At 45.1% G+C, this 21,916-nt stretch carries 26 protein-coding genes and 1 pseudogene; 4 read left to right on the forward strand and 23 right to left on the reverse strand.

The genetic code is table 11. The features are described 5' to 3' along the window. Nucleotides 1-102 precede the first annotated feature (102 nt). The 19 genes from J2X61_RS24100 to J2X61_RS24185 all read right to left on the reverse strand — a co-directional run bounded on the left by J2X61_RS24100 (nucleotide 103) and on the right by J2X61_RS24185 (nucleotide 16,421). A complete protein-coding gene (locus tag J2X61_RS24100) occupies nucleotides 103-843 on the reverse strand; it encodes a hypothetical protein (RefSeq protein WP_310191332.1) in 741 nt (246 codons plus the stop codon). Next, nucleotides 843-1,916 (reverse strand): LamG domain-containing protein, encoded by a 1,074-nt coding sequence (locus tag J2X61_RS24105; RefSeq protein WP_310191335.1) that lies wholly within the window; start codon nucleotides 1,914-1,916, stop codon nucleotides 843-845. Before J2X61_RS24105 ends, J2X61_RS24100 begins: the two co-directional genes overlap by 1 nt. Next, on the reverse strand, nucleotides 1,916-4,453 hold the full coding sequence (locus J2X61_RS24110; protein WP_310191338.1) for a discoidin domain-containing protein: 2,538 nt from the start codon (nucleotides 4,451-4,453) through the stop codon (nucleotides 1,916-1,918). The genes J2X61_RS24105 and J2X61_RS24110 overlap by 1 nt, the downstream gene beginning before the upstream one ends. 9 nt (nucleotides 4,454-4,462) lie before the next feature. Then, complete coding sequence (locus tag J2X61_RS24115; protein WP_310191341.1) at nucleotides 4,463-4,819, reverse strand: DUF6711 family protein; 357 nt, start codon at nucleotides 4,817-4,819, stop codon at nucleotides 4,463-4,465. Between the two features lie 11 nt (nucleotides 4,820-4,830). Then, a complete protein-coding gene (locus J2X61_RS24120; protein ID WP_310191344.1) occupies nucleotides 4,831-7,416 on the reverse strand; it encodes a phage tail protein in 2,586 nt (861 codons plus the stop codon). 103 nt (nucleotides 7,417-7,519) lie between these two features. Next, complete coding sequence (locus J2X61_RS24125) at nucleotides 7,520-7,762, reverse strand: hypothetical protein (RefSeq protein WP_310191346.1); 243 nt, start codon at nucleotides 7,760-7,762, stop codon at nucleotides 7,520-7,522. A gap of 80 nt (nucleotides 7,763-7,842) precedes the next feature. Continuing rightward, the gene (locus tag J2X61_RS24130; protein ID WP_310191349.1) at nucleotides 7,843-8,175 is read right to left on the reverse strand and encodes a hypothetical protein; all 333 of its coding nucleotides are present in this window, start codon (nucleotides 8,173-8,175) and stop codon (nucleotides 7,843-7,845) included. Between the two features lie 74 nt (nucleotides 8,176-8,249). Continuing rightward, nucleotides 8,250-8,966, reverse strand: coding sequence for a phage tail tube protein (locus J2X61_RS24135; protein ID WP_310191352.1), 717 nt, complete (start codon nucleotides 8,964-8,966; stop codon nucleotides 8,250-8,252). Nucleotides 8,967-8,978: 12 nt separating this feature from the next. After that, on the reverse strand, nucleotides 8,979-9,359 hold the full coding sequence (locus tag J2X61_RS24140; RefSeq protein WP_310191354.1) for a DUF3168 domain-containing protein: 381 nt from the start codon (nucleotides 9,357-9,359) through the stop codon (nucleotides 8,979-8,981). Between the two features lie 5 nt (nucleotides 9,360-9,364). Next, nucleotides 9,365-9,814: an HK97-gp10 family putative phage morphogenesis protein gene (locus J2X61_RS24145; RefSeq protein WP_310191357.1), complete on the reverse strand. Its 450-nt coding sequence runs from the start codon at nucleotides 9,812-9,814 to the stop codon at nucleotides 9,365-9,367. Beyond that, nucleotides 9,814-10,134, reverse strand: a complete 321-nt coding sequence (locus J2X61_RS36465) for a phage head closure protein (RefSeq protein WP_396135490.1) — start codon at nucleotides 10,132-10,134, stop codon at nucleotides 9,814-9,816. The genes J2X61_RS24145 and J2X61_RS36465 overlap by 1 nt, the downstream gene beginning before the upstream one ends. Further along, nucleotides 10,131-10,385 carry a hypothetical protein gene (locus J2X61_RS24150; RefSeq protein ID WP_310191360.1) on the reverse strand — a complete coding sequence of 85 codons (255 nt, stop codon included), beginning with the start codon at nucleotides 10,383-10,385 and terminating at the stop codon, nucleotides 10,131-10,133. The genes J2X61_RS36465 and J2X61_RS24150 overlap by 4 nt, the downstream gene beginning before the upstream one ends. 17 nt (nucleotides 10,386-10,402) lie before the next feature. Further along, nucleotides 10,403-10,657 carry a head-tail connector protein gene (locus tag J2X61_RS24155; RefSeq protein WP_310191362.1) on the reverse strand — a complete coding sequence of 85 codons (255 nt, stop codon included), beginning with the start codon at nucleotides 10,655-10,657 and terminating at the stop codon, nucleotides 10,403-10,405. A 14-nt stretch (nucleotides 10,658-10,671) separates the two neighbouring features. Further along, the gene (locus J2X61_RS24160; protein WP_310191365.1) at nucleotides 10,672-11,811 is read right to left on the reverse strand and encodes a phage major capsid protein; all 1,140 of its coding nucleotides are present in this window, start codon (nucleotides 11,809-11,811) and stop codon (nucleotides 10,672-10,674) included. Next, complete coding sequence (locus J2X61_RS24165) at nucleotides 11,812-12,552, reverse strand: head maturation protease, ClpP-related (protein WP_310191369.1); 741 nt, start codon at nucleotides 12,550-12,552, stop codon at nucleotides 11,812-11,814. 29 nt (nucleotides 12,553-12,581) lie between these two features. Continuing rightward, complete coding sequence (locus J2X61_RS24170; RefSeq protein ID WP_310191372.1) at nucleotides 12,582-13,802, reverse strand: phage portal protein; 1,221 nt, start codon at nucleotides 13,800-13,802, stop codon at nucleotides 12,582-12,584. A 7-nt stretch (nucleotides 13,803-13,809) separates the two neighbouring features. Continuing rightward, entirely contained in the window at nucleotides 13,810-15,522 is a 1,713-nt protein-coding gene (locus J2X61_RS24175) for a terminase large subunit (protein WP_310191374.1), read from the reverse strand. Continuing rightward, nucleotides 15,482-15,871 (reverse strand): P27 family phage terminase small subunit, encoded by a 390-nt coding sequence (locus J2X61_RS24180; RefSeq protein WP_310191376.1) that lies wholly within the window; start codon nucleotides 15,869-15,871, stop codon nucleotides 15,482-15,484. The genes J2X61_RS24175 and J2X61_RS24180 overlap by 41 nt, the downstream gene beginning before the upstream one ends. 184 nt (nucleotides 15,872-16,055) lie before the next feature. Beyond that, complete coding sequence (locus J2X61_RS24185; protein WP_310191379.1) at nucleotides 16,056-16,421, reverse strand: HNH endonuclease; 366 nt, start codon at nucleotides 16,419-16,421, stop codon at nucleotides 16,056-16,058. 476 nt (nucleotides 16,422-16,897) lie between these two features. Between J2X61_RS24185 and J2X61_RS24190 the strand changes: the two genes are divergently transcribed. Together J2X61_RS24190 and J2X61_RS24195 are read left to right on the forward strand one after the other, a co-directional pair. Continuing rightward, entirely contained in the window at nucleotides 16,898-17,140 is a 243-nt protein-coding gene (locus tag J2X61_RS24190) for a DUF2188 domain-containing protein (RefSeq protein ID WP_310191382.1), read from the forward strand. 37 nt (nucleotides 17,141-17,177) lie between these two features. Further along, entirely contained in the window at nucleotides 17,178-17,357 is a 180-nt protein-coding gene (locus tag J2X61_RS24195; RefSeq protein ID WP_310191384.1) for a hypothetical protein, read from the forward strand. 35 nt (nucleotides 17,358-17,392) lie between these two features. On the opposite strand, the gene J2X61_RS24200 is transcribed toward J2X61_RS24195, so the two are convergent. The 4 genes from J2X61_RS24200 to J2X61_RS24210 are packed head-to-tail and all read right to left on the reverse strand — an operon-like array spanning nucleotide 17,393 to nucleotide 18,880. After that, nucleotides 17,393-17,854, reverse strand: coding sequence for an HAD domain-containing protein (locus tag J2X61_RS24200; protein WP_310191385.1), 462 nt, complete (start codon nucleotides 17,852-17,854; stop codon nucleotides 17,393-17,395). Further along, nucleotides 17,851-18,225 carry a phage holin family protein gene (locus J2X61_RS36470; RefSeq protein WP_396135492.1) on the reverse strand — a complete coding sequence of 125 codons (375 nt, stop codon included), beginning with the start codon at nucleotides 18,223-18,225 and terminating at the stop codon, nucleotides 17,851-17,853. Before J2X61_RS36470 ends, J2X61_RS24200 begins: the two co-directional genes overlap by 4 nt. Then, nucleotides 18,222-18,662 carry a hypothetical protein gene (locus J2X61_RS24205; RefSeq protein ID WP_310191387.1) on the reverse strand — a complete coding sequence of 147 codons (441 nt, stop codon included), beginning with the start codon at nucleotides 18,660-18,662 and terminating at the stop codon, nucleotides 18,222-18,224. The genes J2X61_RS36470 and J2X61_RS24205 overlap by 4 nt, the downstream gene beginning before the upstream one ends. A gap of 47 nt (nucleotides 18,663-18,709) precedes the next feature. Then, nucleotides 18,710-18,880 (reverse strand): hypothetical protein, encoded by a 171-nt coding sequence (locus J2X61_RS24210; RefSeq protein ID WP_310191388.1) that lies wholly within the window; start codon nucleotides 18,878-18,880, stop codon nucleotides 18,710-18,712. A 1,134-nt stretch (nucleotides 18,881-20,014) separates the two neighbouring features. Here J2X61_RS24210 and J2X61_RS24215 point away from each other — a divergent pair. Together J2X61_RS24215 and J2X61_RS24220 are read left to right on the forward strand one after the other, a co-directional pair. Further along, a pseudogene (locus J2X61_RS24215) lies at nucleotides 20,015-20,104 on the forward strand (helix-turn-helix domain-containing protein); the annotation flags it as partial. 190 nt (nucleotides 20,105-20,294) lie between these two features. Then, nucleotides 20,295-20,480 carry a hypothetical protein gene (locus J2X61_RS24220; protein WP_274470769.1) on the forward strand — a complete coding sequence of 62 codons (186 nt, stop codon included), beginning with the start codon at nucleotides 20,295-20,297 and terminating at the stop codon, nucleotides 20,478-20,480. Nucleotides 20,481-21,916 lie beyond the last annotated feature (1,436 nt).

Genomic DNA, 21,916 nt, shown 5'->3' on the forward strand with positions numbered 1-21,916 from the left:
AACTTCACAAATGCTTTGTTCACGTTTACGGCAGAGATTGTAATTGATTCTGTTGCGAAGCTCGAAACGCCACGTTGAACGCTTTTCATTTACCCACCGCCTTTAATAGAACTCAACAACCTCCCAAGCAAAGTTTGCGTTGCCTGTCCAAGTTGATCCGGGAGCAATTACAAGGGTTGTAGAGCTTGTCAACGACGCCCTATACACCGATGATCCATCCGTCGCCATGTTACCGACGTTATTGAACGTTACAAAGGACTTGGACATGTTAACCGCTGAAATGGTAATTGTCAGGTTTGAGCTTGCTGAAACGCCCCTTTGTACGCTCTTAATCCCGCCTAAGCCTTGCCATGCTGTACCGTTCCACCATTCGACGTAAGTACCACCAGAGGCGACGCGCATACGAGGCAGATTATCCCCTTGGTACTTTATTGTACCGTCAATCAAAAAGGTATTAGATGACCAAATATACTGCCAAAAATGTCGAGATACACCGCCCTTACTCCCATAAACTCCCGTATACTCCCCGAGTGTATTGGAGTAAAAATATGACGTATCAACCCCATTTTTAAATCCAATTCGCCTTTCAACACTTCCCGATATATCCGCATTTATATCGCCCGTCATAATACCGCCTGTACGCTGTAAAGCCCCGTCAGCCGTCACATGAGCGGCGGCAATAGCATTCTCCATTTGATTCAAGTTCGCTGCGTTTACAGGCGTTCCGGCTTGTGTTACTGTACCCGGATCAGCGGTTAATGTTATTTGGTTGTTGTTTTGATCTCTATAACGATTTGCGAATTGTACAGCCCTATCAAGCCATACCCTTGGCGAGTAAGCCATTAAGCCAACCTCCCAGTCTGCCCACAGTTAAACGTGCCGCAGTATTTGAAACTTTCGAAAACTAATACCCCAGTATCAATAAGCAACTTAACATTCTGCTCAAGCCTATTCGCGTCATTGTAATCGAACGTATTGCCGACCGCCCAAGTTTTCGCGCCGCCGTACCCGGCCGGGGTCATGAAGTTGCTCTTGATATATTCAATATTTTGCTCGATCCGGTTAATGGACGAGAGAAAATCAATGCTGTAGTTCGTCCGGTTCTTCACGATGCCGACTTTCGGAGTGTCCGAGGTCCATGATACACCGCCGACTAAAGTACCAAATACGACCCCGGTTGTGGGAACTACGCTTGTACCCGTGCCCTCATTGCATTTCCAGTAACCGACAAGCCCGGCCTCTGTGCCTTTCAGGAAGCGGCGCATACTGTCCTGTATCTGTGCTTGGCTGCGTGCATAGTTCCAAATCCGAACGTCATCCACGCAACCCTTGAACCATTCATTAGGTGCGGGGGCCGTTCCGTTCGGGTTGCCTCCGATAAGCAAGGGCGCGCCTGTGACGGGTGGAGTAATGACGCCGCCGTAATTTATGGTAGCCTCGACTTTTCCGTCTACAAAGAAATTCAATTGAGTGCCCGTCGTGTTGTATGCAAGATGATACCAACGATCAAGCACAATGTCTGTTAACCCCGCCGCCGTTTGATATACGCCGCCGACGCTAATCATGGCAAGCATTCTTTTCGGTGCAGCGGGGCTATCGTATTGAAAACCGAATCCCCCGGCGTCGAAGTTACCCAATATTGTTTGAGTTCCCCCCGTGCTTCCTTTGACCTTAACCCAGCATTCAAAGGTCATGGAGTTTCCTATCTGTGATTGCATCGTATTGCCGAAATTCACATAACCGCTTACCCCGTCGAATGACAAGGCGTATAGGTTCTCCTCTAGGCCGACGATATTGTATTGGATGCTGTTCAGATAGTCGGCAACCTCTTTGATGTTGTTTTCAATCCGGTTCCAGTCGTCAGGGTTCATGTAATCATTTGCCGTCCAATTGAGCTTGGGAGTGATCCACGCCATTAGTTGACCCCTCCCTTTGCTTCCGTTTTTACTGATAAGTACCCGGCGTACTCGATCTCATTCTTTGTCACGTAGGCGCTCATTGTGCTACCGTATGTGTTCTCCATTGAGAGAACGTCATTAAGCTCTAGGGCCGGGTTTCCTCGCCACCTAACGGAATAGGTTGCCCTGTATGCTAACTGCGCCATAAGCCAATTAGCGACCGCCTGAGCGCGTGCAGAGGTGTTGATCAAGGTGTTCTTTTCCAACTTCAGGGTGTCGCCTACTTTGTTGATAGGGTGATCCACACCGACAACACCGGACGTTGAAAGGTCGGTCCAGTATGTCACTTCTACCCGCTTGATTGCTTTATCTAAGGCGATTTGAGGCTCATTATACATATTGTCAAAGTCGGCTGAATCGACCGGGGTCATATCGCCAAGGACAGTCTCCATTGCATAGGTACGCCCGGCTGCTGTCTCTGCATAGGTTCCAGAAATGGAGCTGTCAAAGACGGTTTTCCAAGTCACTCCGTCCGTCGATATTTCCGTTTTGGTCCCGTTGTATATCCTGCCATCTGCGTAATAATGCCAAACTTTGACCGTTTCTATATCCATAGCAGAGCCTAGATCAACTTGCACCCAGTTATTGATAAGAGAGGTGTCCGCCCCTAGATATGTGCCCGCTGCTGCTGAGGTATCACCATTCGTTACTAGCCCTACAGAACCGTTAGCAATAACTATATTGGTTGTTACGGCTTTACCAAGAGCCACGTTTGTTCCTGCTGTGTTGGTTGCTTGGACTTCGATCCAGTGGTTAGCCTGATTTGCGTTACTTCCCCCACTTATCCAATCCCGGATATACCGCACCCTGCGAGTCTTGTTACACTTCAGGGTGATCTTACCGTCACGGGTGACGTAGATATTCGCGCCCCCAGCTATGGCTATCATTTGGAGTAGGTCGCGAAAGTTCGTTTTCTCTACAAGTGAATTTGTCGTTATTGTCTTTAAAGCGGGGTCTAATGAATAGTTCGTGATCCCACAATAGACGAACAGAGAAAGCGCCAAATCATACAACGATTGATTGAACGCGGTGAGATTTTGGAAATCAAAACTTGCCATGCTATCAAGATTGGTCCGGGCCGTAAACGTAGCTGTTAAGCTGCCCTCGTCGCTCTGCCATTCTTGAAGCAGATAGTTACCAAGGGGGATGTATTCGAAGTTACCGCCCCCGACGTCAAGCCCAATCTCTCCTATGACTTGCTGACGCTGCTGCAAATATTTATAAAACCCGGTTGGGTTCAAGATGTTAAAAAGTCGGTCTGAGTTATCAATCGTGAACTTGAACTCAGCAGAAGGGAGTTTGCCAGTGAGCAAGTCCATTTCCTCGACCAAGCTAAGGTTGATCAAATTGTCATCCGTGTACTGCTTCACAAATCCAAAATCGACCTCGAACACCCGGGCGCGTCGGAAGGGCTTTGACCATTTCTTGATTGTGACGGATACCTTCCTGTAGTTGTAAAGCTGCCCGATTGGGACCGCGATAATATCGGTGTTACCTGTGACTGATTTCGTCGTTATTACCGCACCCCCGGCGTCATATGCGGTCATGTCAAAGTCGGTCGCATATTCTCCGATTACTTGGTCAAAGGTGACTGTTAGCCCGGCGCTGGAGTGGTTTGAACCGAAGTCAAATGTCATAGAAGGATATGCTTCATGGTAGGGGTATTTATCTGAAATGTACGCTTGGGCTGCTGATAAACTCAAGCCGTCAATATACGTTTTTTCTGCTGCTGTAATCTCATAAATGCGGAACCCGTCAGCATTAAACGTTTGCCCGTTGGTAGGCGCTGCACCCATTATTATAGCTGGGTAGATAGCGGTGACAGCTCCGAATTGAGCGGGTGAGATTGTTGCGTATACGATTTGAAAGTTTGCCGTGGGCACGATTGCAGGACCAGAGGACAGAGAAACGCCACCCGAAGCATTTTCGAAGCAAGCCACCGCATGAGGGGTATTGCCGCAAACTTCAGCGACGAGAAGATAGTACTTTGTGTTATTAATTGCATACCCCGGGCCGCCTTGGTTATTGCGTATTTGTGCATTGGTCCCAATTACCACCGCTTTAGCCGACGCAGAACCATACACAAATTTCGATGTATCCAGTGTAACGGTCGATCCACTAGCACCAACCCACGAACCCAAGACATCAATATTCCCGTCAGTTTCGAGTAAATTTTTAAGAAAAGAGCCGTCAGAGGAAGAGATAAACAAACTACTCCATCCGACTTCTTCATTGTTCGTGATCACATCGTCAGCAAATGAAAAAGAACCGTCCAAGCGGAAGCGGTCCTTCTCCAATGTTGCGGCCTTATATGTCATGCTGCGCCTCTTGTCGATGAGGTGCGTCTTAATACTTAACGGTGATTCCGGTGAAGTCGTGATATTGGTGACATCCCCGGAGGCGGTAACATCGCTAATATCGAACGTCACGCGCCCAGCTGTTCGTCTTTCAGGCGCGTATATGTTGTTCTTGAAATTTTGGGTCGTTCTGTACATATGCCGCGCCTACCTTTCGATCAGATTAAACTTCAAATCCTTATATCTAGGCACACCATCTAAAAAATCAATCATCCCAGCTGTTCTATCTCCACAATAAAATGTTGCAGTGCGAAAATCCCCCGTCTTCATATCAAAGTAAGTCACATCAAAAAAGTTAGGAGCGACAGCATTCAGAATTTTTGTCATTTGCTCTTGCGTTACAAATTTCCAAGTGAGATCAAGTTTCGCTTTGGTCGCGATCAACTCTGAAATTAATGTGCCATTGGTGTTACGTTCAGCCTTTTTGATATCCATAATTCCAGGTGTGCATTCAGAGGGGGTCGGCATTTCGACCCCACCTATTTTTAAAAGCGGTTCGGCCACCTATACCCCTCCTAACTTGTAGTGATCATACCGCCACCAATTCTGATGTTCTCTTTATTGAGATAAGGAGCAATAACCCTCGCTAGACTTACTCCATCAATTATGAGGTTTGTAGTGCCGCTATTGTTTTTGTTTCCGTTATTACTCATTTGCATTGCAGTCAAGACCGCGGTACCAAGAGCACTGGCAACCTTATCGACAAATCCACTATTCTCAAGCGGCATGATAAGTTCGGATCCTGCTTCGCCGGCAATGTAGTTCCCCATGTTCGTGGCACCATCAACAATACCACCGCGTTTTAGCATAGGGAGTTTCGGGATCTGAGGCATTCCAATTTCAAAACCTCCGATGACGCCACCAGTGATTGGATTAGTGAACCCGGGAACGCTGATTTTAATTGAGTTGAATTTATCGATGAAGGTGTTTATCATCCCGGTAACAGTATTGATTGAATTTTTGATATTTCTAACAATCCCATCCCAAACGTTAGAGATTATACTTGAGATGCCTTCCCACATGGACTTCGAATTGTCACGAAGCGTCTCCATCATGCCACTGTACAGGCCATGTATTGCTTCTAAAGCAACTTTGATAGTTCCGAGGATGGTCGTGAACACCAGCTTAATGATTCCATGAATTGCGTCTGTCGCCCCACTAGTGGCTTGTTTTATTCCGTCCCAGAGAGTTTCCCAATCGAGAGTAAACACCCCGATAAACACCTTTACAAGCCCCATGATGACATCCAATGCGCCACTGACAATATTCTTGATGCTGTCCCAGATCCCTGATAATAGATCTGCAAATGCTTCCCAAGCCAGTTGGAGGCCTTTAATTATTGCACCAACAAATGGCTCTAAAAAGAACCAAATGACTTTCCAAGCATTAATCAGTGCCTCAGCAATACTCGGCCAGTACTTATTCCAGAATTCGGACAGTTCACCTAATTGATCGGCGATGAACGTAAAGATATCAATCATCAAAGAGGAGATGGTATTCCAAATTGAGGTAAAGATCCTAGTTACATCATCTCCCCATCGTTTCCAGAATGCCTGCATTCCTCCCCATATCGCTAAGGAAATTGTATTAATGAAGTCAAAGGTGTTCTTGAAGAAAGTCTTTATTCCATCCCAAGAGGCTACGAAAGCTGACTTAATATCATCGCCATTTGATGCCCAAAAGCTTTTCAAACCGTCCCAGACGACTCCCGCCGCTTTTGCGATCCATTCCCAAGCTGCTGATAGCTTGACTTTAATATCCTCCCATAGGGCAATGACACCAGTTCTGAACTCCTCGTTGTTCCGCCATAGATAGATAAACGCCCCTGCTAATGTTGCAAGAGCGATAACAAGGAGACCGATCGGACTCAAGATCGCTGAAATGGCGGCACCGATAAGTTGGAACGTTGTGCTTACACCTTTGATGACTAAGAGCGTTGCGAAGGCTGTAGCTATACCACCAAGAGCAGCGATAATGATTTCCTTGTGCTGTACGATGAATGTAGTCATCTCACCAAAAGCCTGCTTTACCTTGTTAGCCATCTCTTGGATTTTAGATGAAATTTTAGTCGTTTCATCTTCGATCCCATCGCCCATCCCTAGCCCGACACCACTGTTTGCTGAGTCTCCTGCAGCGTCATCTTCATCATCTTTACTTCCACTACCTAAGGAATTGATCTCGTCGAAGCTTGCGAGTGAGTTTGCTGCTTTCTTAGCTTTCTTGCCCGTCGCGTCAAGCGAGTCCCCTAAGCCGTCTACAGCGCCAGATTGAGCATCAATTGACGCAGCTTGATCAAATCCTGCCTTGATGTTTGCTTTAGGGAATAAGGCCCTCATGAACGCAGATACGTTTTGAAAAGCTACCTCAGCCGCCCTTGCCATTTTCGTAAGCAAAGGCAATGCAATATTGAGAATGGGAAGGAACGCCTGCCCTAAAGCTAACCTCATATCTCCGAGCGCGGCCGTGAATCCACCCTTTAACAAAGCGGTATTTTGTGCAATTTCAGTTCCGAAGTTAGCTGTCGTTGAATCCAAGATGTGATAGTAAAGGATGGTCTTTTTCATTCCCTCACTGAGTTCTTCCCAAGGAGCATTATTCGCCATCTCTTTGTAAGCCCGGGATTGCTGGATTGCTGCGACACGAACGTTTACGCCGAGCTCATCCGCACCATCAGCTTCCTGGTTCATTGCAGAACGCATACGGTCAGAGATCTCAATCTGAGACATTCCGGTTCTGCTCCGGATAATCGCTGCAGCTTTAATTAAATCCGTCGTCTTTTTCAGCAAGTCTTGTTCATCTTTTGCGATAGACTTTAAGCGCAAAGAGAAGTTATTTCCCATTTCCGCTGCAGAGAGCTTAGAGAATCCCATAGCATCACCAACGGTGTTCTGCCATTTTACGAAATCGCCCATACTCTTTCCGAGAGTTTTACTCAAGGTTCCCATTAGGGCTTCGAACTTGATCGCATCTTCTACTGCGGAACCCAGACCTGCGCCAAGGGCGATTCCACCTAGTGCCGCAGCAATACCGCCGAGGGCTGTTTTCATTTTACTGCCGAAATCCTTTAAGTCTTTCTGCGCCCTCTGCATTTCTTTACGCATCTGGGAAAAGTCTGCGCCGGCACGAATGACTAGGTTACGAATGACTGAAATGAGGATTACCTCCTTTCTAATAACAAAAAAAGAGCCCGCTTTAGGCTCCCAGTTAATTTACAGTTCCGCCGAACATCGCGTTTAGTCGTTTCACCTCCGCGAGCATATCGGCGCCTGATTGTTCCTTCTTTTTCTGTTCTTGCGGACCATCGTCAAACAATTTCTTTAGATCCGGCATCTTTTTAACTCGTTCGAAGTAAGCGCCCATATAAGCCGCTGTAATCCGTTCCTTTTGCATGAATGACTCTTGCTTGTTGCGTTCCTGGATATAGACCGCAAGTTCAAATGGAGTCATCTCGTTGTATTCAGAGAGCGAGACTCCTGCGAAAGCGGCAGCCTTTATTGACTCCTCCCAATCGAAGGGTTTATCTTCGGCTACTTCTTCGCTTTCTGAGCGTTTCCCACCGGTTGGGTGTCGGCTGATTTGAAAGCTGCAGAAAGAGCCTCTGTCATTTTGCCAATGTAATATTGAGGATTAGGTGCTTTATCAAGCAAGTCCTCCATATCATCAAGTTGCAAGTCCTTATCATCTGCTAGGAGACCACAATATATAATCTTTTCAATCTGTTCGAAATCAAGGTCACCGTCGCCGATTTGCTCCATTGTCATTCCTGTCAATGCTGAAAGGTGCTTGAGTGCTTTATGTCCAAAACGCAATACACGCGGTCTATCCAATTCAATGATTACAAGATCGTTGTTATTAGCCATTGTTATTTCATCCTCCAAATAATAAAAATAAGGCTAGAACTGGTTATAGTCCTAGCCTGATTGATTAATTGTCACTAGGTTGTTTTTACAACTACAACTTCGTAAACCTTCTGTGTTTTGCCCGTCTCGTTTGCAAGGATCGTCAGTTTCTTACCTTGGTTTAATGTCAATGGGATAGCAGCTGAAGGGGATCCGCTGACAAGGTCTTGCGAATAAACGCCGTCAATGTAGAGTTTAATCGTGTGCGAAGCTGCCGTTGCCGTAATTGTTACAGAGGTAGCAGATACACCACTGAATGTATAACTGTAGTTCCCATTCGCGAATGCCGGAGACAAAGCACCGCCTGTACCGGAGAGAGCTAGCGCGGAAAGTCCAGCACTTGGTGTAGTGCCAAGCGAAGGAGCTCCGGAAATCTTGATTGTGGCTTCAAAGCCGATCGCTCCGTCTACCTCAACCCCAGTTGTTTTAAAACCCGTGACGCCGCCTGTAAACGTCCAAGACGCTCCCAAGGCAGAAGGGAAAAGGATGGTATAGGTATCGATCGTACCGCTCTGGAATGCATTATATAGAGCCATTTGGCCCTGTAAATCAGACGGATCAAAGAAACCGACAACGCTAACCTCACCGGCTTCTTTAAAACCCGGGATAGATTCACGGTAGCCGCCGCTACTTGCAAGATGAGTAGCATCAATGGTCTCTGCTGTCATCACAGGCGGTGTGATGGATGTTACCTGAGCGATGGAGTTTGCACCGATTTTCATGAGCGTTCCTAATGCTCTATAAACTGTCAAATTAACGACCTCCTATATATAAACTTGAAATGGAATGGTGGACCGGTATAATTCTGGTTCAACATCATAACCCTCTTGCGGTTCAGAACAGATAATATCCTGCACATAAAGCGATCCATTACCTATAGCCCGGGATTGAAAGCCGATAATGGCCTCAGTGACGAGTGAAGTAAGCTGTTTCATATCCGGATAGGTTTTAGCTACAATGCTGACTTCTGCAGATATGCTTTTGCTGTTAATATAGCCGGCCAAGGTTTTTAGCTTTAGTCCTTCATTTGAGACGTAAGCCACATATGGAGCCGTCTTGTCCGCACTTACAACCAAAGGAAATACTTTGTTCGTTAATGCAGGTATTAACTCAATTTCAAAAGCTAAAGCTTCCTCGAATCTCAACTATCTTACCCCCTCTCACTAAGGATCTTATCGATTTCTTTTCCTGCTGCTTTTATGACTTCGGATTCGATCTTGTCCGCATTATTCTCAATGGCATGTCTCAGATAGCGGTAGCCAGGCGTATAGTGTCCGTTCGTCGTCCATCCATACTCCTGCGAAGCTGGGTAGTATGATCGTTTATTCGTCTTTGATAGCTTAACGAATACGTCGTTCATCTTTGGATCGATCATAATTCCGTATACTTTTTTACCCGGCTTCACCTTGCGCTCTGCCTTCATGATGACACCCTTTTTGAGTTGACCGGTATCTACAGGAGCATTTGACTTCGCCGCTTTCCTCGCTATCGCAGCCCCAGATCTAGCGGCTTTGTTAGCCACCTTCTGAGGCACTTGACCGAGTCGCCGCATATCACGCTCAAGCTGCCTTAAACCCTCGATATCCCCTCGTCTAGCCACTAAATCACCAACTTACAGTAAAATAGCAACTCGCGATTTAATGATTGAACATTAATAACGGAAAGTATTTCGTAGACCTCAGTGCCATGTTGAATTCTCATGGTATTGTTCATTCCAGGTTGGTACCTTGTTCTGAACTTTACTTCAACCAGACTCTGTACCGCTGCAGCGCTGAAATACTCTTTACCTAACAAGGGCTCTTTGGAGGCTCGTATAGTCAGGATGTCAATCCATTCATTATTGCTCTCACCATATGAATTCCGACCTGGTTTTAAAGTTTTTATCGTAATGGTCTGCTTCAACTTACCGGCGTTTATCATTTCGACGCATCATCCTCATTATCGTTCCGAGGAGATTCATTTTTATCGACTCCACCTCGACCTGGACCTTTACCGGTATTGGAAGTTTCTTGCCTCTGCTGACTTTTTTGCTCCTTCACTTCTTCGCCAAGGTAACCAAGTTCACGAAGATCATTACACCTTTGGGCGTTTCCTTCGTAAATAGAGTCAACAGGGTAGTAAATACCATTACTTTTCTCGATAAACTCGACCGAAACAATGTATTTTTTCATCTAATCACCTACTTTCATCAATCTTTAAGCTGCAAGATGATGCTTTCCAAACTGAAATTTAGCTTGTCGATCTTCATTGAGGGATCCCGATTTTCGTAATGGAGGGATACGTAAAGCATGATGGCCAGTGTGTAACTGGCCCCTTCCTGCTCAACAACTCCCGCTTTATTCAAATACTCCTTAGCTGCTTCAATTAGGAGAGCGAGGGTTAAATCATCCTCGCTCCCATCAATTCGCAGATATCCTTTCAATTCTCCCAACGAGAGCTCCATAAAATCACCCTTAATTAAGGCGTAGCAACCACTTTCGCGATGCGGAATGCGGATTTCAGCTTGATTTTATGGTCAACCCAAGCTGTAAGAACGAACAATTCAATGCCGGTTTTAACGTCTTTGTCACGATCGTATAACACTTGTGGATCGTAGTTGATGTGAGAATAACGGAAATCACCAACAATTGGCTTAGTTGCAGAATCGCAGAACACAACAGGCTTTCCGAGAACTTGCTCAGGTTGCGCATTGTACAGTGTTGCATTGCCATTTGCCAGCGTCTCGATGATATCCATATAATCCGCATAACGCATCATGATGCTTGCGTTTTCGCGGTAATCTTCATGCAGAGCTGCAATCGAGGCCTTGATAGCTTTATAAAGGTCAGACCCCACAACTTCGGTGATGCCATTTTGAGTGGAATAGAAGCTCATCAGCTCTTCACCCGTGGCCGGTGTTGTAGCAAAAGCAACTTTCTTCTCTTTTGCAGCAAGACCGCTTTGTAAAGCTTGGTCAACAGTTTGCACAAGGTTCGTGTCCGTAGCCGCCAGGATCGTCTCGGAAATCGGAACGAACACCTTGAATTTGTGTCGGCCAAAAGTTACAACGTCACCATCGGCTTTTAGTTCTTTAGCCGTTGCTGTGTCAGCGATGAAATCATCATTAGTGTCGAGTGTGAAGTTTACTTTCGGGATTTCGAGATTCGCGACACTTGTCACCGTCGCAACATTGCGCAACGGATTTTTCACGAACGGCTCGTGAAGCAACTCAGTCGACATTGTGGATGGAAGGATCTTCTCTCCACCTGTGCTGTTTCCATCGCCGAGAGCGGCTTTGATTTCCGGAGATACGGTTTTACCACCGATGACCGCACGAATTAGGGCTGCTTTAGCCGCAGCAACCTTTGCTTTAGGGTCAGCAACGTTCTCAATTGGGTTGCGTTGAAGGTTCTTCAGTTGCTCTGCTTCCATTTCGTCATGCTCTTTTTGCAGGATGTCGAAGCGAGCTTTCAAGTTAGATTCCTTTGTTTCCAGCGCCTTAATGTTATCAATGTTTGCATCTGGCTTAGATGCTTCTGTCAATTTTTCTTGCTTTGCAGCTGCGTATGCATTGCCGATTGTAACAAGATCATTCTTAAGGTCGAATAAAGTTTTCATTTAAATACCTCCCAGGTATGATTTCAAATTTTGTAATTCAAGTCTTGCGATATTGGCAATATCCTGCCGCTGTTGCTCTGTCAAACCCTTATTTTCAGGGGTTGCGGGCTCCTCTTTTGGGATAATTGCGGCCGGAACGTTACGGTATTTAGCTAAGAGTTTGTTATTGGCATGAGCCGCAACTTGCTTGGATTCCCCTACTACATCACAGAGTCCATAGTCAAATGCCTCTTGCGCAGTCAGCCAAGTTTCTGCTTCCATAAGTGAGATAAGATCGTCCTCAGATAGATTATCTCCCGCCTTGGTAAGGTAAGACTGTCTGATCGACGTATCAACCTTCTCCAACATGTCCGCGGCTTCACGAAGGTCTTTAGCGTTTCCTGCGGTGTACATCCATGCATTGTGAATCATCATCATAGCGTTGCTTGGCATGATGATCGTATCGCCTGCCATCGTAATGACCGATGCAATTGACGCCGCAAGCCCATCAACATGGATATTTACATGCGCCTTGTGGCGCTTAAGCATGTTGTAGATAGCCACTCCCTCGAAGACGTCGCCGCCGGGCGAATTGATGTACACGTTCAGTGTTTTAAGCTCACCTAGCGCATCCAGTTCGCCTTTGAAGCTTTTTGCAGAATGGGCATAATAACCACCGCCCCATGACGCAATCTCAAGGTAAAGGTAAAGATCAGCTTCGTCAGTCGTTTGGTTTTTAAATTCCCAAAACTTTTTGCTCATTTTTTATTATCACCTCCTCCACAAAGTAATCAGTCAGCTTTTGTTTTCGTGATATTTCGTTGGTCTACAGGTGTATCGATCGGGTACAAATCACCGCTAATAAAGAGCTTTTCTCCGCCTGGCTCAGGAGGTTGTTCCAACATTGCGCGTACTTCGTTTGGCTTGTAGATACCGGAACGAATGGCTTTGAAGAACGCCTCCATTTGAGTAGCCATATCCGCACGCAGAAGAGCACCGACATTGAACTTGTAATAAAGTCCAGATCGGCGCTCCTGTGGGGTAAGCAGCTTTCTATTAAATTCCTGTTCATAATGTCGGACAATGGCTAATAATGTGTATGTGACATACTCAAGGCTCATTTGCTCCATGCTTGAGTAACTAGCACCTTCAGTCTCGCCTAACATACTAACTGGCATATTAAACACTGTAGCGACGCGTGATCGAGTGATTTTTTCGACTTCGAACACCTTTGTATCGATAAATTTCTTTTCGATAGGCTCAATTTCAATCCCTGATTCCTGGATCAACACGCCGCCATTATCCTTGTAAAAATCCTTGAAGTTAGCGATTACTTCAGCTTTCTTTTCCTTACCGACATGAGCTGCATATTTCAGGATGAATGATGCGTGGATAGCACCTTCCATCTGGCTTAAGCTAAACTCACGAACCTCTCGGTCAAAGTCAATTGTATTCTTCAACACGTCGATTGGACTGATGCCTTTATAACCGTTTTGAATCGTATGAATGTGCTTGACGTGAATCATATCAAGATTATGGACGTAATAACGGCCCTTCTCGCCGTCTATTTCATACCATAAATCGCCAGAATCCACTTCAATAATCGGACTAACACAGGTAGGATCCAGTATGATAAGCTGCTCCAATTGTTGCATCCTGCCATACATCTTCAATGCATATCCATTTCCGTGTACATTTCTGTGCGTCTCGAGTATTCGAATGAAATCAAAGCTAGTCATGTTATTGTTTGGCGCGTTTGATATTTTGTCCGACACATCTGTTTGAACCGGTTTGAAGTCGCGGTAAAGTTTCAACGGCAGCGTTGACATTGAATTGGAGAGTCGCGATACAGCCGCAAATATCGTCTCATTGTTGGCTAATTTACCACTAGTTCCCCACTGGAAGATTGATTTCCCGCCACGAAACCACCTTGAAAAGTTACCGTCAGTTACTTCGTTATAACTATTCCTAATTACACGCCAAGCAACTTTAGCTCTCTGCCATATATTCAAATTTTCATCACCCCCTTAGCAGATCCTTGATAGATACAAAGTCAACATTCCCACTTAGTTCAGGTGCTGCCATACGCTTGATCGTTTCGGTGTGTGCGTTGAGCCAAGCGGCAAAACCATCTATCTTACGATATCTACCTTGCTTTGTAGGTAACCAATTTCCGTTTCGATCCTCAACCAATTTCACATTGTTCAAGTACCAACGCAGCAGCTTGTTGTTGTTATAAATGATTTTGCCATCAAGCAGCAGTTCTTTAATATCTTTGAGTGGGATATTGAGAGTAAGTGCACCTTGTCGGACTATTTCGCAGACAAAGCCGAATGCCTTCAGATCCTCTACTAACCGATAAGCATTGGCAGGGTCAAAGGTGATTAAATCGATTTGGTAAAGTTTCGATTGTTCGACAAACCAGTCAAAGACGTATTTGTAATCGACATAAGCACCCGGGCAGATCGTGAGCAGTCCTTCTTCCTCCCACTCCTTAAACGGTAGCTTCTCATTATCCAAATCCACCTTTTTCTGTGGCACCCAGGAATGAGACAAAACAAAAACGCGTCCATCGTCGAGTGCGAACTCGAGACACGCGCTTGTGAAGTCTTCTGTTTGTGACAGGTCGAAACCGCCAACGCAACTACGGCCTCTCAACGTTTGTATATCGATGACCTTGTTGTTCTTCTTGATGACTTCGAAATCAATGAATGATTGCTCATCTGCTTGCACGAATAGGTTTAAGCGTTTTGTTATAAAGTCGTTTCGCTCTGCCGGGATGTGCTGTCGGCTTTCCCATTCCTCAATCAGCGTATCAATTTTCAATGTTGTTCCTAAGCTAGGGTTCGCCTTAATCCAGTTGTCCGGATTGTTAAGATCATCATCCTCATCGAGTTCAGCCATGAAGTAAAAGGTACGCTCATCTTGAATAACACCGCTCAATACATCTGCACCCTTCTCGTAATAATCCATGAGTGGACCGTCGAGTTGGTACCCTGCAGTTGTGATATAAATCAACATCGGCTGTGATCTAGCCCCGGTGCTGTTCTTAATAACATTAATTAGCTTGTAACCTTTATATTCATGGATCTCGTCGAAGACGGCGAATGATGCATTCTTACCATCAAGCTTTTTACTGTCGGTCGCAAGCGGTACGATCTTAGAAACCGTCTTACCATATCTTATTTCATGCAGCGTTGATTCAAAGTGACGATCAAGAAGCGCGGATGCCTTGACCATCGCCTTGCATTCATCGAACAGCTCTCGAGCTTGTTCTTTTGAATTGGCTAGTTGGAACACTCTGGCGCCGTTCTCGCCATCCTTTGAGGCAGCATAAAGAGACAAGCCACTGATCAGAGTGGTCTTCCCATTTTTCCGGGCGACATAAACCAAACCTTCCTTGAATCGCCGAACCCCCGTATTCATATGAACCCAGCCGTACAAGGATCCGATTACGAAATGCTGCCACGGTTGCAGTTCAAGCCGGTCAAAGTCGCCCTGAGATGGTTTGCAGAACTGCTCAATGTACGTTACTGGCCTGTAGCCTTTCTCTTCATCGAAGATATAAGGAAAGTTCTCATACCCTTGCCGCTCCAAGTCGTTTAAATGGCGTTGGCATGCCTGGTAAACTTTTTTCGATGTGATGATTAAGTGAGCAACAACCGCTCTCGCATATGCCGTTGTTTTAAGCTTAGAATTTTTCGAATTCGTCTCGCTTGTCGCTGTCACCATCATTGTCGCCACCTTCCGACTTAACAAGGCCCGCGACCTTCCGATCTGATGCCGGTGTAAGCTTGAGCTCAGCTTGCAGCTTTCGCTGCTGCTCAACAATCTTCAAAACTGCATCGACCGATTTGTTTGAACGGTACATTTCCTGCGTGCCGTTTTTGAACAATTCAACCGAGCCGCGTTTTTTGATATCCTCAATGTGTGCTCGCTTCAATTGCTCAAGCAACACCATATTATCGACCAGCATAATTGTTCGCTCGCTTAGGTTGTTATCGATCTCGAGTTCTCTGACAAGAATTTTGAATAACTCCCTGGCAGCGACGGACGTAATTATGGCTTTGGGTTTAAACATTGAACCCCCCCTCCCATACGAAAATATTATCCGCGCCGAAAACGAATGTGGACACGCGGTCTTAGCGTTTAAATCATTTTAAAATCGAAAGGAGGGGGGATTGGACAACTTTTCGACATCTAGAACGTTGGACAGGTTCCATGCCTGTACGGCGCTCCTAGCGCGTCTGACGACATGCATATAATCACCTCAATTCTCTATTCGCATTCGACTGGATGATGCGAGCAACTCTTGTCTTTACTTTTGTTTTCTCTTTCACACCATGCACTGTGTTATGACATGAATTGCAAAGACTCTCCAGGTTATCAAGGTCCAATCCTTTCTCACGATCATCACGTAAAGGTATGATGTGATGGACCATATCTGCCGGCACCAGTTTCTTTTTACTGAAGCATCTTCGACATAAGTAGTTATCCCTAGTAAGAGCTTGCTTCCGGACCTTCTGCCAGTCTGTTGAATTGTAGAAAGCTTTGGAATCCTTATCACGTTTGAACTTATCGTAATACCGATCTTCCTCAGTCCTTCCTCTGTTGCTACTCATCAAGATCATTAATCACCTCATTTCAGCAAAGCAAAAAGCCCATCCTCGAAAGAATGAGCCTCGTCATATTTACTTCCCTTTATAGCACCCATGTGACTAAGGCGTTTGTTTAAGACCTTAAGACCGTGGAACTCACCGTCGTTCCACACCTCACTCGACCTTTTCTTACGAAAAGGCCATATATTTTAACTTCGTCGAATTAACATAAGGATCTTTAAAACACCGTCTCAGTAACTAAGTACGTATAAAGAAAAGACCTTATTATTTTATAATGTAGGAAAAAATCAGCGGTTTTCAAATTCGTCCATATTCGGTCAAAATCATCCGTTTTTCGAATGTTGGAGATACTCGATCTCACGAATGCTTGTTCTTACGAACTTACGTTCCACTTTCTTTATCTAAAGTTAATCTATTGTTCGCTTTCAAAAAGGTAGATTCTGAGGGTAAAATTGTTATGTAACTACTGAAAAGGAGCTGATTTTGCTATGCCAAACAACCCACCTAAAAACCCAGGAGTTCACACAGTCCCTAACCCTAATGGTGGATGGGACAACAAGCAAGGCGGCAAAGTCAAAAGCCACGCTGATACAAAAGCTGAAGCTCAGAAACTCGGCAGAGAGCAAGCAATTAAAGATCAAACTGAGCATCGCATTCATAACAAAGATGGGAAGATCGGACAATCTAACAGTTATGGGAACGATCCAAACCCACCTAAAGATAAGAAATAAATTACTCCCAAAATAGGACAAGGAGGTGGAATGCGATATGGCACTAATTGCTAGAGAAACACAAGCACAAATCGCTAAAGAGTTGACATTATCATTAATTTCTAGAATTAATCCAACAGATAAATCAACATCTTCTGCTATGAATGAATCATTGGCTCAAGAAGTAGCGATAGCTTATGAAGTGATATTCAAAAAAATTAGAGAAGTAACCGAGTGACAACCACCTAACCACTAGCCCCCGCTGGTGGTTTTTCATTTCCGCTCGATCGGTACTTCACCAAGCAGTAATATCGCCTGTTCTCTTCTCTCATCACTGACAAACCCTGAATAACTCTTACAGTGAATCAAATGCGGCAGCAGCTTGCCCATGTCGTCATCGTCATCAAGAATAATGAAACTCTCGATCGGTTGCAGCTTGAATTCATCCATAAACAACTGAATCTCTTTGCCGCGGATCTCCCAATCCAATACTGGAGTTTTCCCAATCACATACTTGTCGAGATCATACCAAGAAAACAGCTTCTTAATTTCTTTGATCGATAATCCTTTTCGCCAAGTCGAGGAAAGAACAATATTAGCGCCAGTGCGTTTAACCACTTCACGCAAATTACGAACAGCAACCGGACAAAACTCTTGCATCATGTGTAATCTGCTTCGTACCATGTAATTTCTATGATTCATGACACCATCAATGTCTAGGAAGATTAGCTTCAAGACTTATCGCCATCCTTTTGTTTTGTACGAGAACGAATTTTAAAGACGTTGAGAATTACGCTCAAGATCACATACGTCCAAAACCCGCTAACCTCGAATCCCGGCAAATACGCAGACAAGAGCCATAGTTTGACCGGAGTCAAAACCAGTCCGATTATGAATAGAATCACACTCGTTACGCATCCGACTCCAACAGAAATGGCTAGAAGGCTGATCACGAATAACCAAGTGAATAAATAGCTTATTACCACCATGAAACAGGTTGCCAGGATCATGGTTTTAGTGCTGTCAATGTGAACATGCTCGCTGAAATAGTTAGAACTAACCCAAAATACGGCGAATGTAATTAACGCATTTAATATGCTTCTCACGGATTCAACAACCTTTCCAACCGCATGATTTCCTTCTGCTGATATTTCACGACATCGACCAGTTCTTCAATAATCATATTCTTCCAGTCGTACTCATTATCACCGCAAGCAGAAAGAGGTTTGTCATACTCATGGATGCCCTTTTCGAACTGTGTAAACATGGCTTGCAGAACACCTTTGATAACCGGATCATTAAAGAATCGTTCGCTGAATTGGCACTCACAAAAGTCTTCTCTGTGCTTTAACGCGTTGCACCTCGGACACCTACCATACTGGAGTTTGCCAACGTGACTCAAAGGGATGATAACCTCACCTTTGGCTTCTTTAATCACAGCTAAGATCCGATCTGCTACTTCCTTACCAATAAATCCGCTATAGTTATCCGGCATCACTTCGATCTCTCCATTCAATCCGTCATATAAAGCCCACATTGCCACTTATTAGCCATTTTCACGTCCAGAACGCACATTCGACTGTCGAACCATTAAGATTCCTTAGATGCCATTCTAAGAGCCTGCTTTTTACCTTCTTCCAAACCCATAAGATAACCATGCCGATATCCCTCACTATAAATGCCGGCATCATGTGCTTTTTCAGCTTCCCTGAGCTGCTTTGGCTTCTTCTTCTCGCGTTTCGGTTTGTTGGATGGATTCATATCTAATCATCCTCTCAAGGTCTTATTCAAGAATGCCTCATGCATCAATTTAGACAATCGAGTAAGATTCATGCTAGAACCGTCATGAAAATGAATCACGGTGTCATTGCTAATGTTGAGATAAGTGTACGAGTAAAGTTTCCCGACTTCCTTTCCGTCGATTCTGAGTGTTGTAGAGTTAAAGCGTGTGTTCACTCTAAAAACCTCCAATTCGTGATTAACCGCACTTAAAGAGTGGAACGAAGAGATCATTTCACTTTCTAAATGCAGTTTTATAAAACGCGGTCCTGAGTCATCCCACGGAGATGGTTTTTACAGGACCGCATATCGCAACGAGCTGGTTTTACTCGTCTGAAAAGCAACCATAGATTTTTGTTCAATCGCTGCGATTTAAGGAAAACAAAAAGAGGGCGACGATCCCCGCTGAAATAAAAAGAGCAGGGCTTATGCGCGGCCATCGGTGCTTACTTCTCTCACCAATGCAGCGGCGCTGCCTGCTTACCAATTGTTTATTCGGGTGTTGCCCTCATCTCGATTTCCTATGCTATAAATATACCATGTTAAAAACCAAACAACACACACACAATCCACTTTAAAACCGTTTCATTTCGTTGCGAGTTGGTTTTCCGCCCACATTAGGTGTTCTTTCAGCTCGTTCAATGATGCATTGAATGTTGTTTCGAAACTTTTGTTCTTATACCTGAAACAAAACTGATAAATCGTAAATGCAGGATGTTTTTCTTGAGAGGTCATCCAACGCTCCAAGATTCTGATCTTAAAGAGCCTTTCCGAATCCCTCAACACTTCTGATGATATTATGCTACTTCCATACGTATCCCCCATAAAACAGGATTGAATGTGTTCTACAAACTCAGGAGAAGTCTATTCCGCTAACTTTTTAAAATCGAAATCCATACGCTCCAGCTCCTTTACTTATCCCTCATCATCCTTTTCAACTTCTGCTCCATATGTAACTTCAGTAATCCACGCCGCTGTAACGCCTCATTACGCTTTAGCATAAACTTAAACTTCTGCCGTTCTGGTGTGATCGGTCCCGCGAATGGAGTGTTCCTGGTCACGTGAAATCAACCTTTCCCTTGATAAATAAGCATTTTCCGTGTTGGTATTTGATAATATATCATGAATGTCATGCAAAAGCTGAACGTAAAGGGTCGTTCACAAGCGGTTGTAGAACTGATCAAGCTTGGGGAATTAAAGATCTGATTCCGTCAGCAGAGGGATCCATGTAAGCCTTCGAGCCTCCATTGGAGGATTCGAGGGCTTTTATGTTGCAGACAAGATCTCCCGCACTATGTGAACGTTTTGTTAACCCAACATTTCGACAACAACCGATCTCAGGCATGTACTATGATAAGAGCAAGTACATTTCATCTTTAGGAGGCTTTTACCCCGCATGATAGACGTGATCGCCGAACAAAAAAACGTGTTTTCCCTGTCACAACTCCTGAACGTGGAACCTGGCATTCTGCTCCGGCTCTGCCAATATATTGAGTCTAGAGGCCACCAGTTCACCAAATCAGCGGAAGGCGCCTTTGAATTTAACGATAATGATATCGCCGTTATTTTAGCCCTTTATTGAGGGCTAATTTTTTTGCGTGCGCGCGCGCGGAAATACGTTCCTCTATTTGCGATAAAATCGGCTGATTTCTTGGCTAAGCGGAAATATAGTGCCTTATTTGCAGGAATATAGCCTCAGGCATGCCATTTTGAATGAAATAAGGAATCCTATTTCCCCTTCGACGGCTGATTAACTGTTTTTTGTAAAATAGCGCATCCTATTTCCTTGTCGCTGTGCTCTCAACCATGTCGTATGGGTCATCGACCTAAGACTAGAGCTCTGTGACAGCTCTAACGGACACAGCAGCCGTTATATGGGCGAAATGCATCCCGCTTCTTTTCTAACGGACAGCAGCGACCTTATTTCGCCAATTCCTAGGCGAGAATGGGTTCAACTAGGTCAAATAACGGCACTGGTGTCCGTTACATTGGTAACGTGGCCCTCTCCCAATGAATAAGGGCCGCTCAGTCCGTTAGCGGGGGCGGACCCATGCATCACCAGGTAGCCACAAAAAAAAGAAGCCCCGCATGGGACTTCTTCCACTGTCGTTCTACTTCCATTCCTGCTCCTCGCACCTGCGCCGCTCTTGCTACTTCTCCCATTACTGCTACTGTTTTTACTCGCTCCTGCTTCTGTTTCTGCTCCTGCTCCTGCGTCTGCTTCTACTTCTATTCCTTCTTTTACTCGCTGCTGCGGCACCTGCTCTGCCCATGTTTTGCTCTAGTCCTTGCTTCTGCTACTACTTCTGCTACTTCTGCTGCTTCTGCTGCTACTACTGCTACTGCCGCTACTGATGCTGCTGCTACTGCCGCTACTGATGTTGCTGCTACTGCTGCTCCTGAGTCTACTTCTACTTTTACTTCTACTTCTAATTCATTCTACTTCTATCTTTGTTCCTGCTTCTGCTTCTACTTTCGCTTGTGCTGCTCCTGCTCTTGCTTCTACTTTCGCTTGTGCTGCTCCTGCTCTTGCTTTTTGCTTGTGCTGGTCCTGCTCTTGCTTCTGCTTCTGATGTGCTACTGTTTATACTTTTGCTACTGTTCATGCTTCTGCTTCTGTTTCTGCTTCTGCTCCTACTTTCCGCTGCGCTGCTACTGCTGCCACTGCTACTGCTGCTCCTGCTCCTGCTGCTGCTGCTGCTGCTCCTGCTTCTACTCCTACTTCTGTCCATGCTTTGCTCTGGTCCTTGCCTTCTGCTTCTACCCTTGCACTTACCTACTCCCATACCACCGTTCTACTAGCTCCTTCTACTACCCGTACGTAAGCTAACCGAAATTCCCATACTCCACTTGCTTCTCTATCTACTTGTACCTGCCCCGTTCTATCATTACTCTTGCTCTCGATCACTTACTCTTGCTCTCGGCTCACTTACTCTTGCTCTTGATCACTTACTCTTGCTCTCGATCACTTACTCCTACTCTTACCCTTACTTTTACTTACACCTTCTTCACTACTGC

The sequence above is a fragment of the Bacillus sp. 3255 genome, assembly GCF_031456485.1.
Classification (GTDB): Bacteria; Bacillota; Bacilli; order Paenibacillales; family NBRC-103111; genus Paenibacillus_E.

Excerpts from the sequence above, each read along its gene's own strand:
- J2X61_RS24100 (WP_310191332.1), bottom strand. The coding sequence starts at position 843 with ATGGCTTACTCGCCAAGGGTATGGCTTGATAGGGCTGTACAATTCGCA.
- J2X61_RS24105 (WP_310191335.1), bottom strand. The coding sequence starts at position 1,916 with ATGGCGTGGATCACTCCCAAGCTCAATTGGACGGCAAATGATTACATG.
- J2X61_RS24110 (WP_310191338.1), bottom strand. The coding sequence starts at position 4,453 with ATGTACAGAACGACCCAAAATTTCAAGAACAACATATACGCGCCTGAA.
- J2X61_RS24120 (WP_310191344.1), bottom strand. The coding sequence starts at position 7,416 with ATGCGTAAAGAAATGCAGAGGGCGCAGAAAGACTTAAAGGATTTCGGC.
- J2X61_RS24125 (WP_310191346.1), bottom strand. The coding sequence starts at position 7,762 with ATGACTCCATTTGAACTTGCGGTCTATATCCAGGAACGCAACAAGCAA.
- J2X61_RS24130 (WP_310191349.1), bottom strand. The coding sequence starts at position 8,175 with ATGGCTAATAACAACGATCTTGTAATCATTGAATTGGATAGACCGCGT.
- J2X61_RS36465 (WP_396135490.1), bottom strand. The coding sequence starts at position 10,134 with ATGATAAACGCCGGTAAGTTGAAGCAGACCATTACGATAAAAACTTTA.
- J2X61_RS24150 (WP_310191360.1), bottom strand. The coding sequence starts at position 10,385 with ATGAAAAAATACATTGTTTCGGTCGAGTTTATCGAGAAAAGTAATGGT.
- J2X61_RS24155 (WP_310191362.1), bottom strand. The coding sequence starts at position 10,657 with ATGGAGCTCTCGTTGGGAGAATTGAAAGGATATCTGCGAATTGATGGG.
- J2X61_RS24160 (WP_310191365.1), bottom strand. The coding sequence starts at position 11,811 with ATGAAAACTTTATTCGACCTTAAGAATGATCTTGTTACAATCGGCAAT.
- J2X61_RS24165 (WP_310191369.1), bottom strand. The coding sequence starts at position 12,552 with ATGAGCAAAAAGTTTTGGGAATTTAAAAACCAAACGACTGACGAAGCT.
- J2X61_RS24175 (WP_310191374.1), bottom strand. The coding sequence starts at position 15,522 with ATGGTGACAGCGACAAGCGAGACGAATTCGAAAAATTCTAAGCTTAAA.
- J2X61_RS24180 (WP_310191376.1), bottom strand. The coding sequence starts at position 15,871 with ATGTTTAAACCCAAAGCCATAATTACGTCCGTCGCTGCCAGGGAGTTA.
- J2X61_RS24185 (WP_310191379.1), bottom strand. The coding sequence starts at position 16,421 with ATGATCTTGATGAGTAGCAACAGAGGAAGGACTGAGGAAGATCGGTAT.
- J2X61_RS24190 (WP_310191382.1), top strand. The coding sequence starts at position 16,898 with ATGCCAAACAACCCACCTAAAAACCCAGGAGTTCACACAGTCCCTAAC.
- J2X61_RS24195 (WP_310191384.1), top strand. The coding sequence starts at position 17,178 with ATGGCACTAATTGCTAGAGAAACACAAGCACAAATCGCTAAAGAGTTG.
- J2X61_RS24210 (WP_310191388.1), bottom strand. The coding sequence starts at position 18,880 with ATGAATCCATCCAACAAACCGAAACGCGAGAAGAAGAAGCCAAAGCAG.
- J2X61_RS24220 (WP_274470769.1), top strand. The coding sequence starts at position 20,295 with ATGATAGACGTGATCGCCGAACAAAAAAACGTGTTTTCCCTGTCACAA.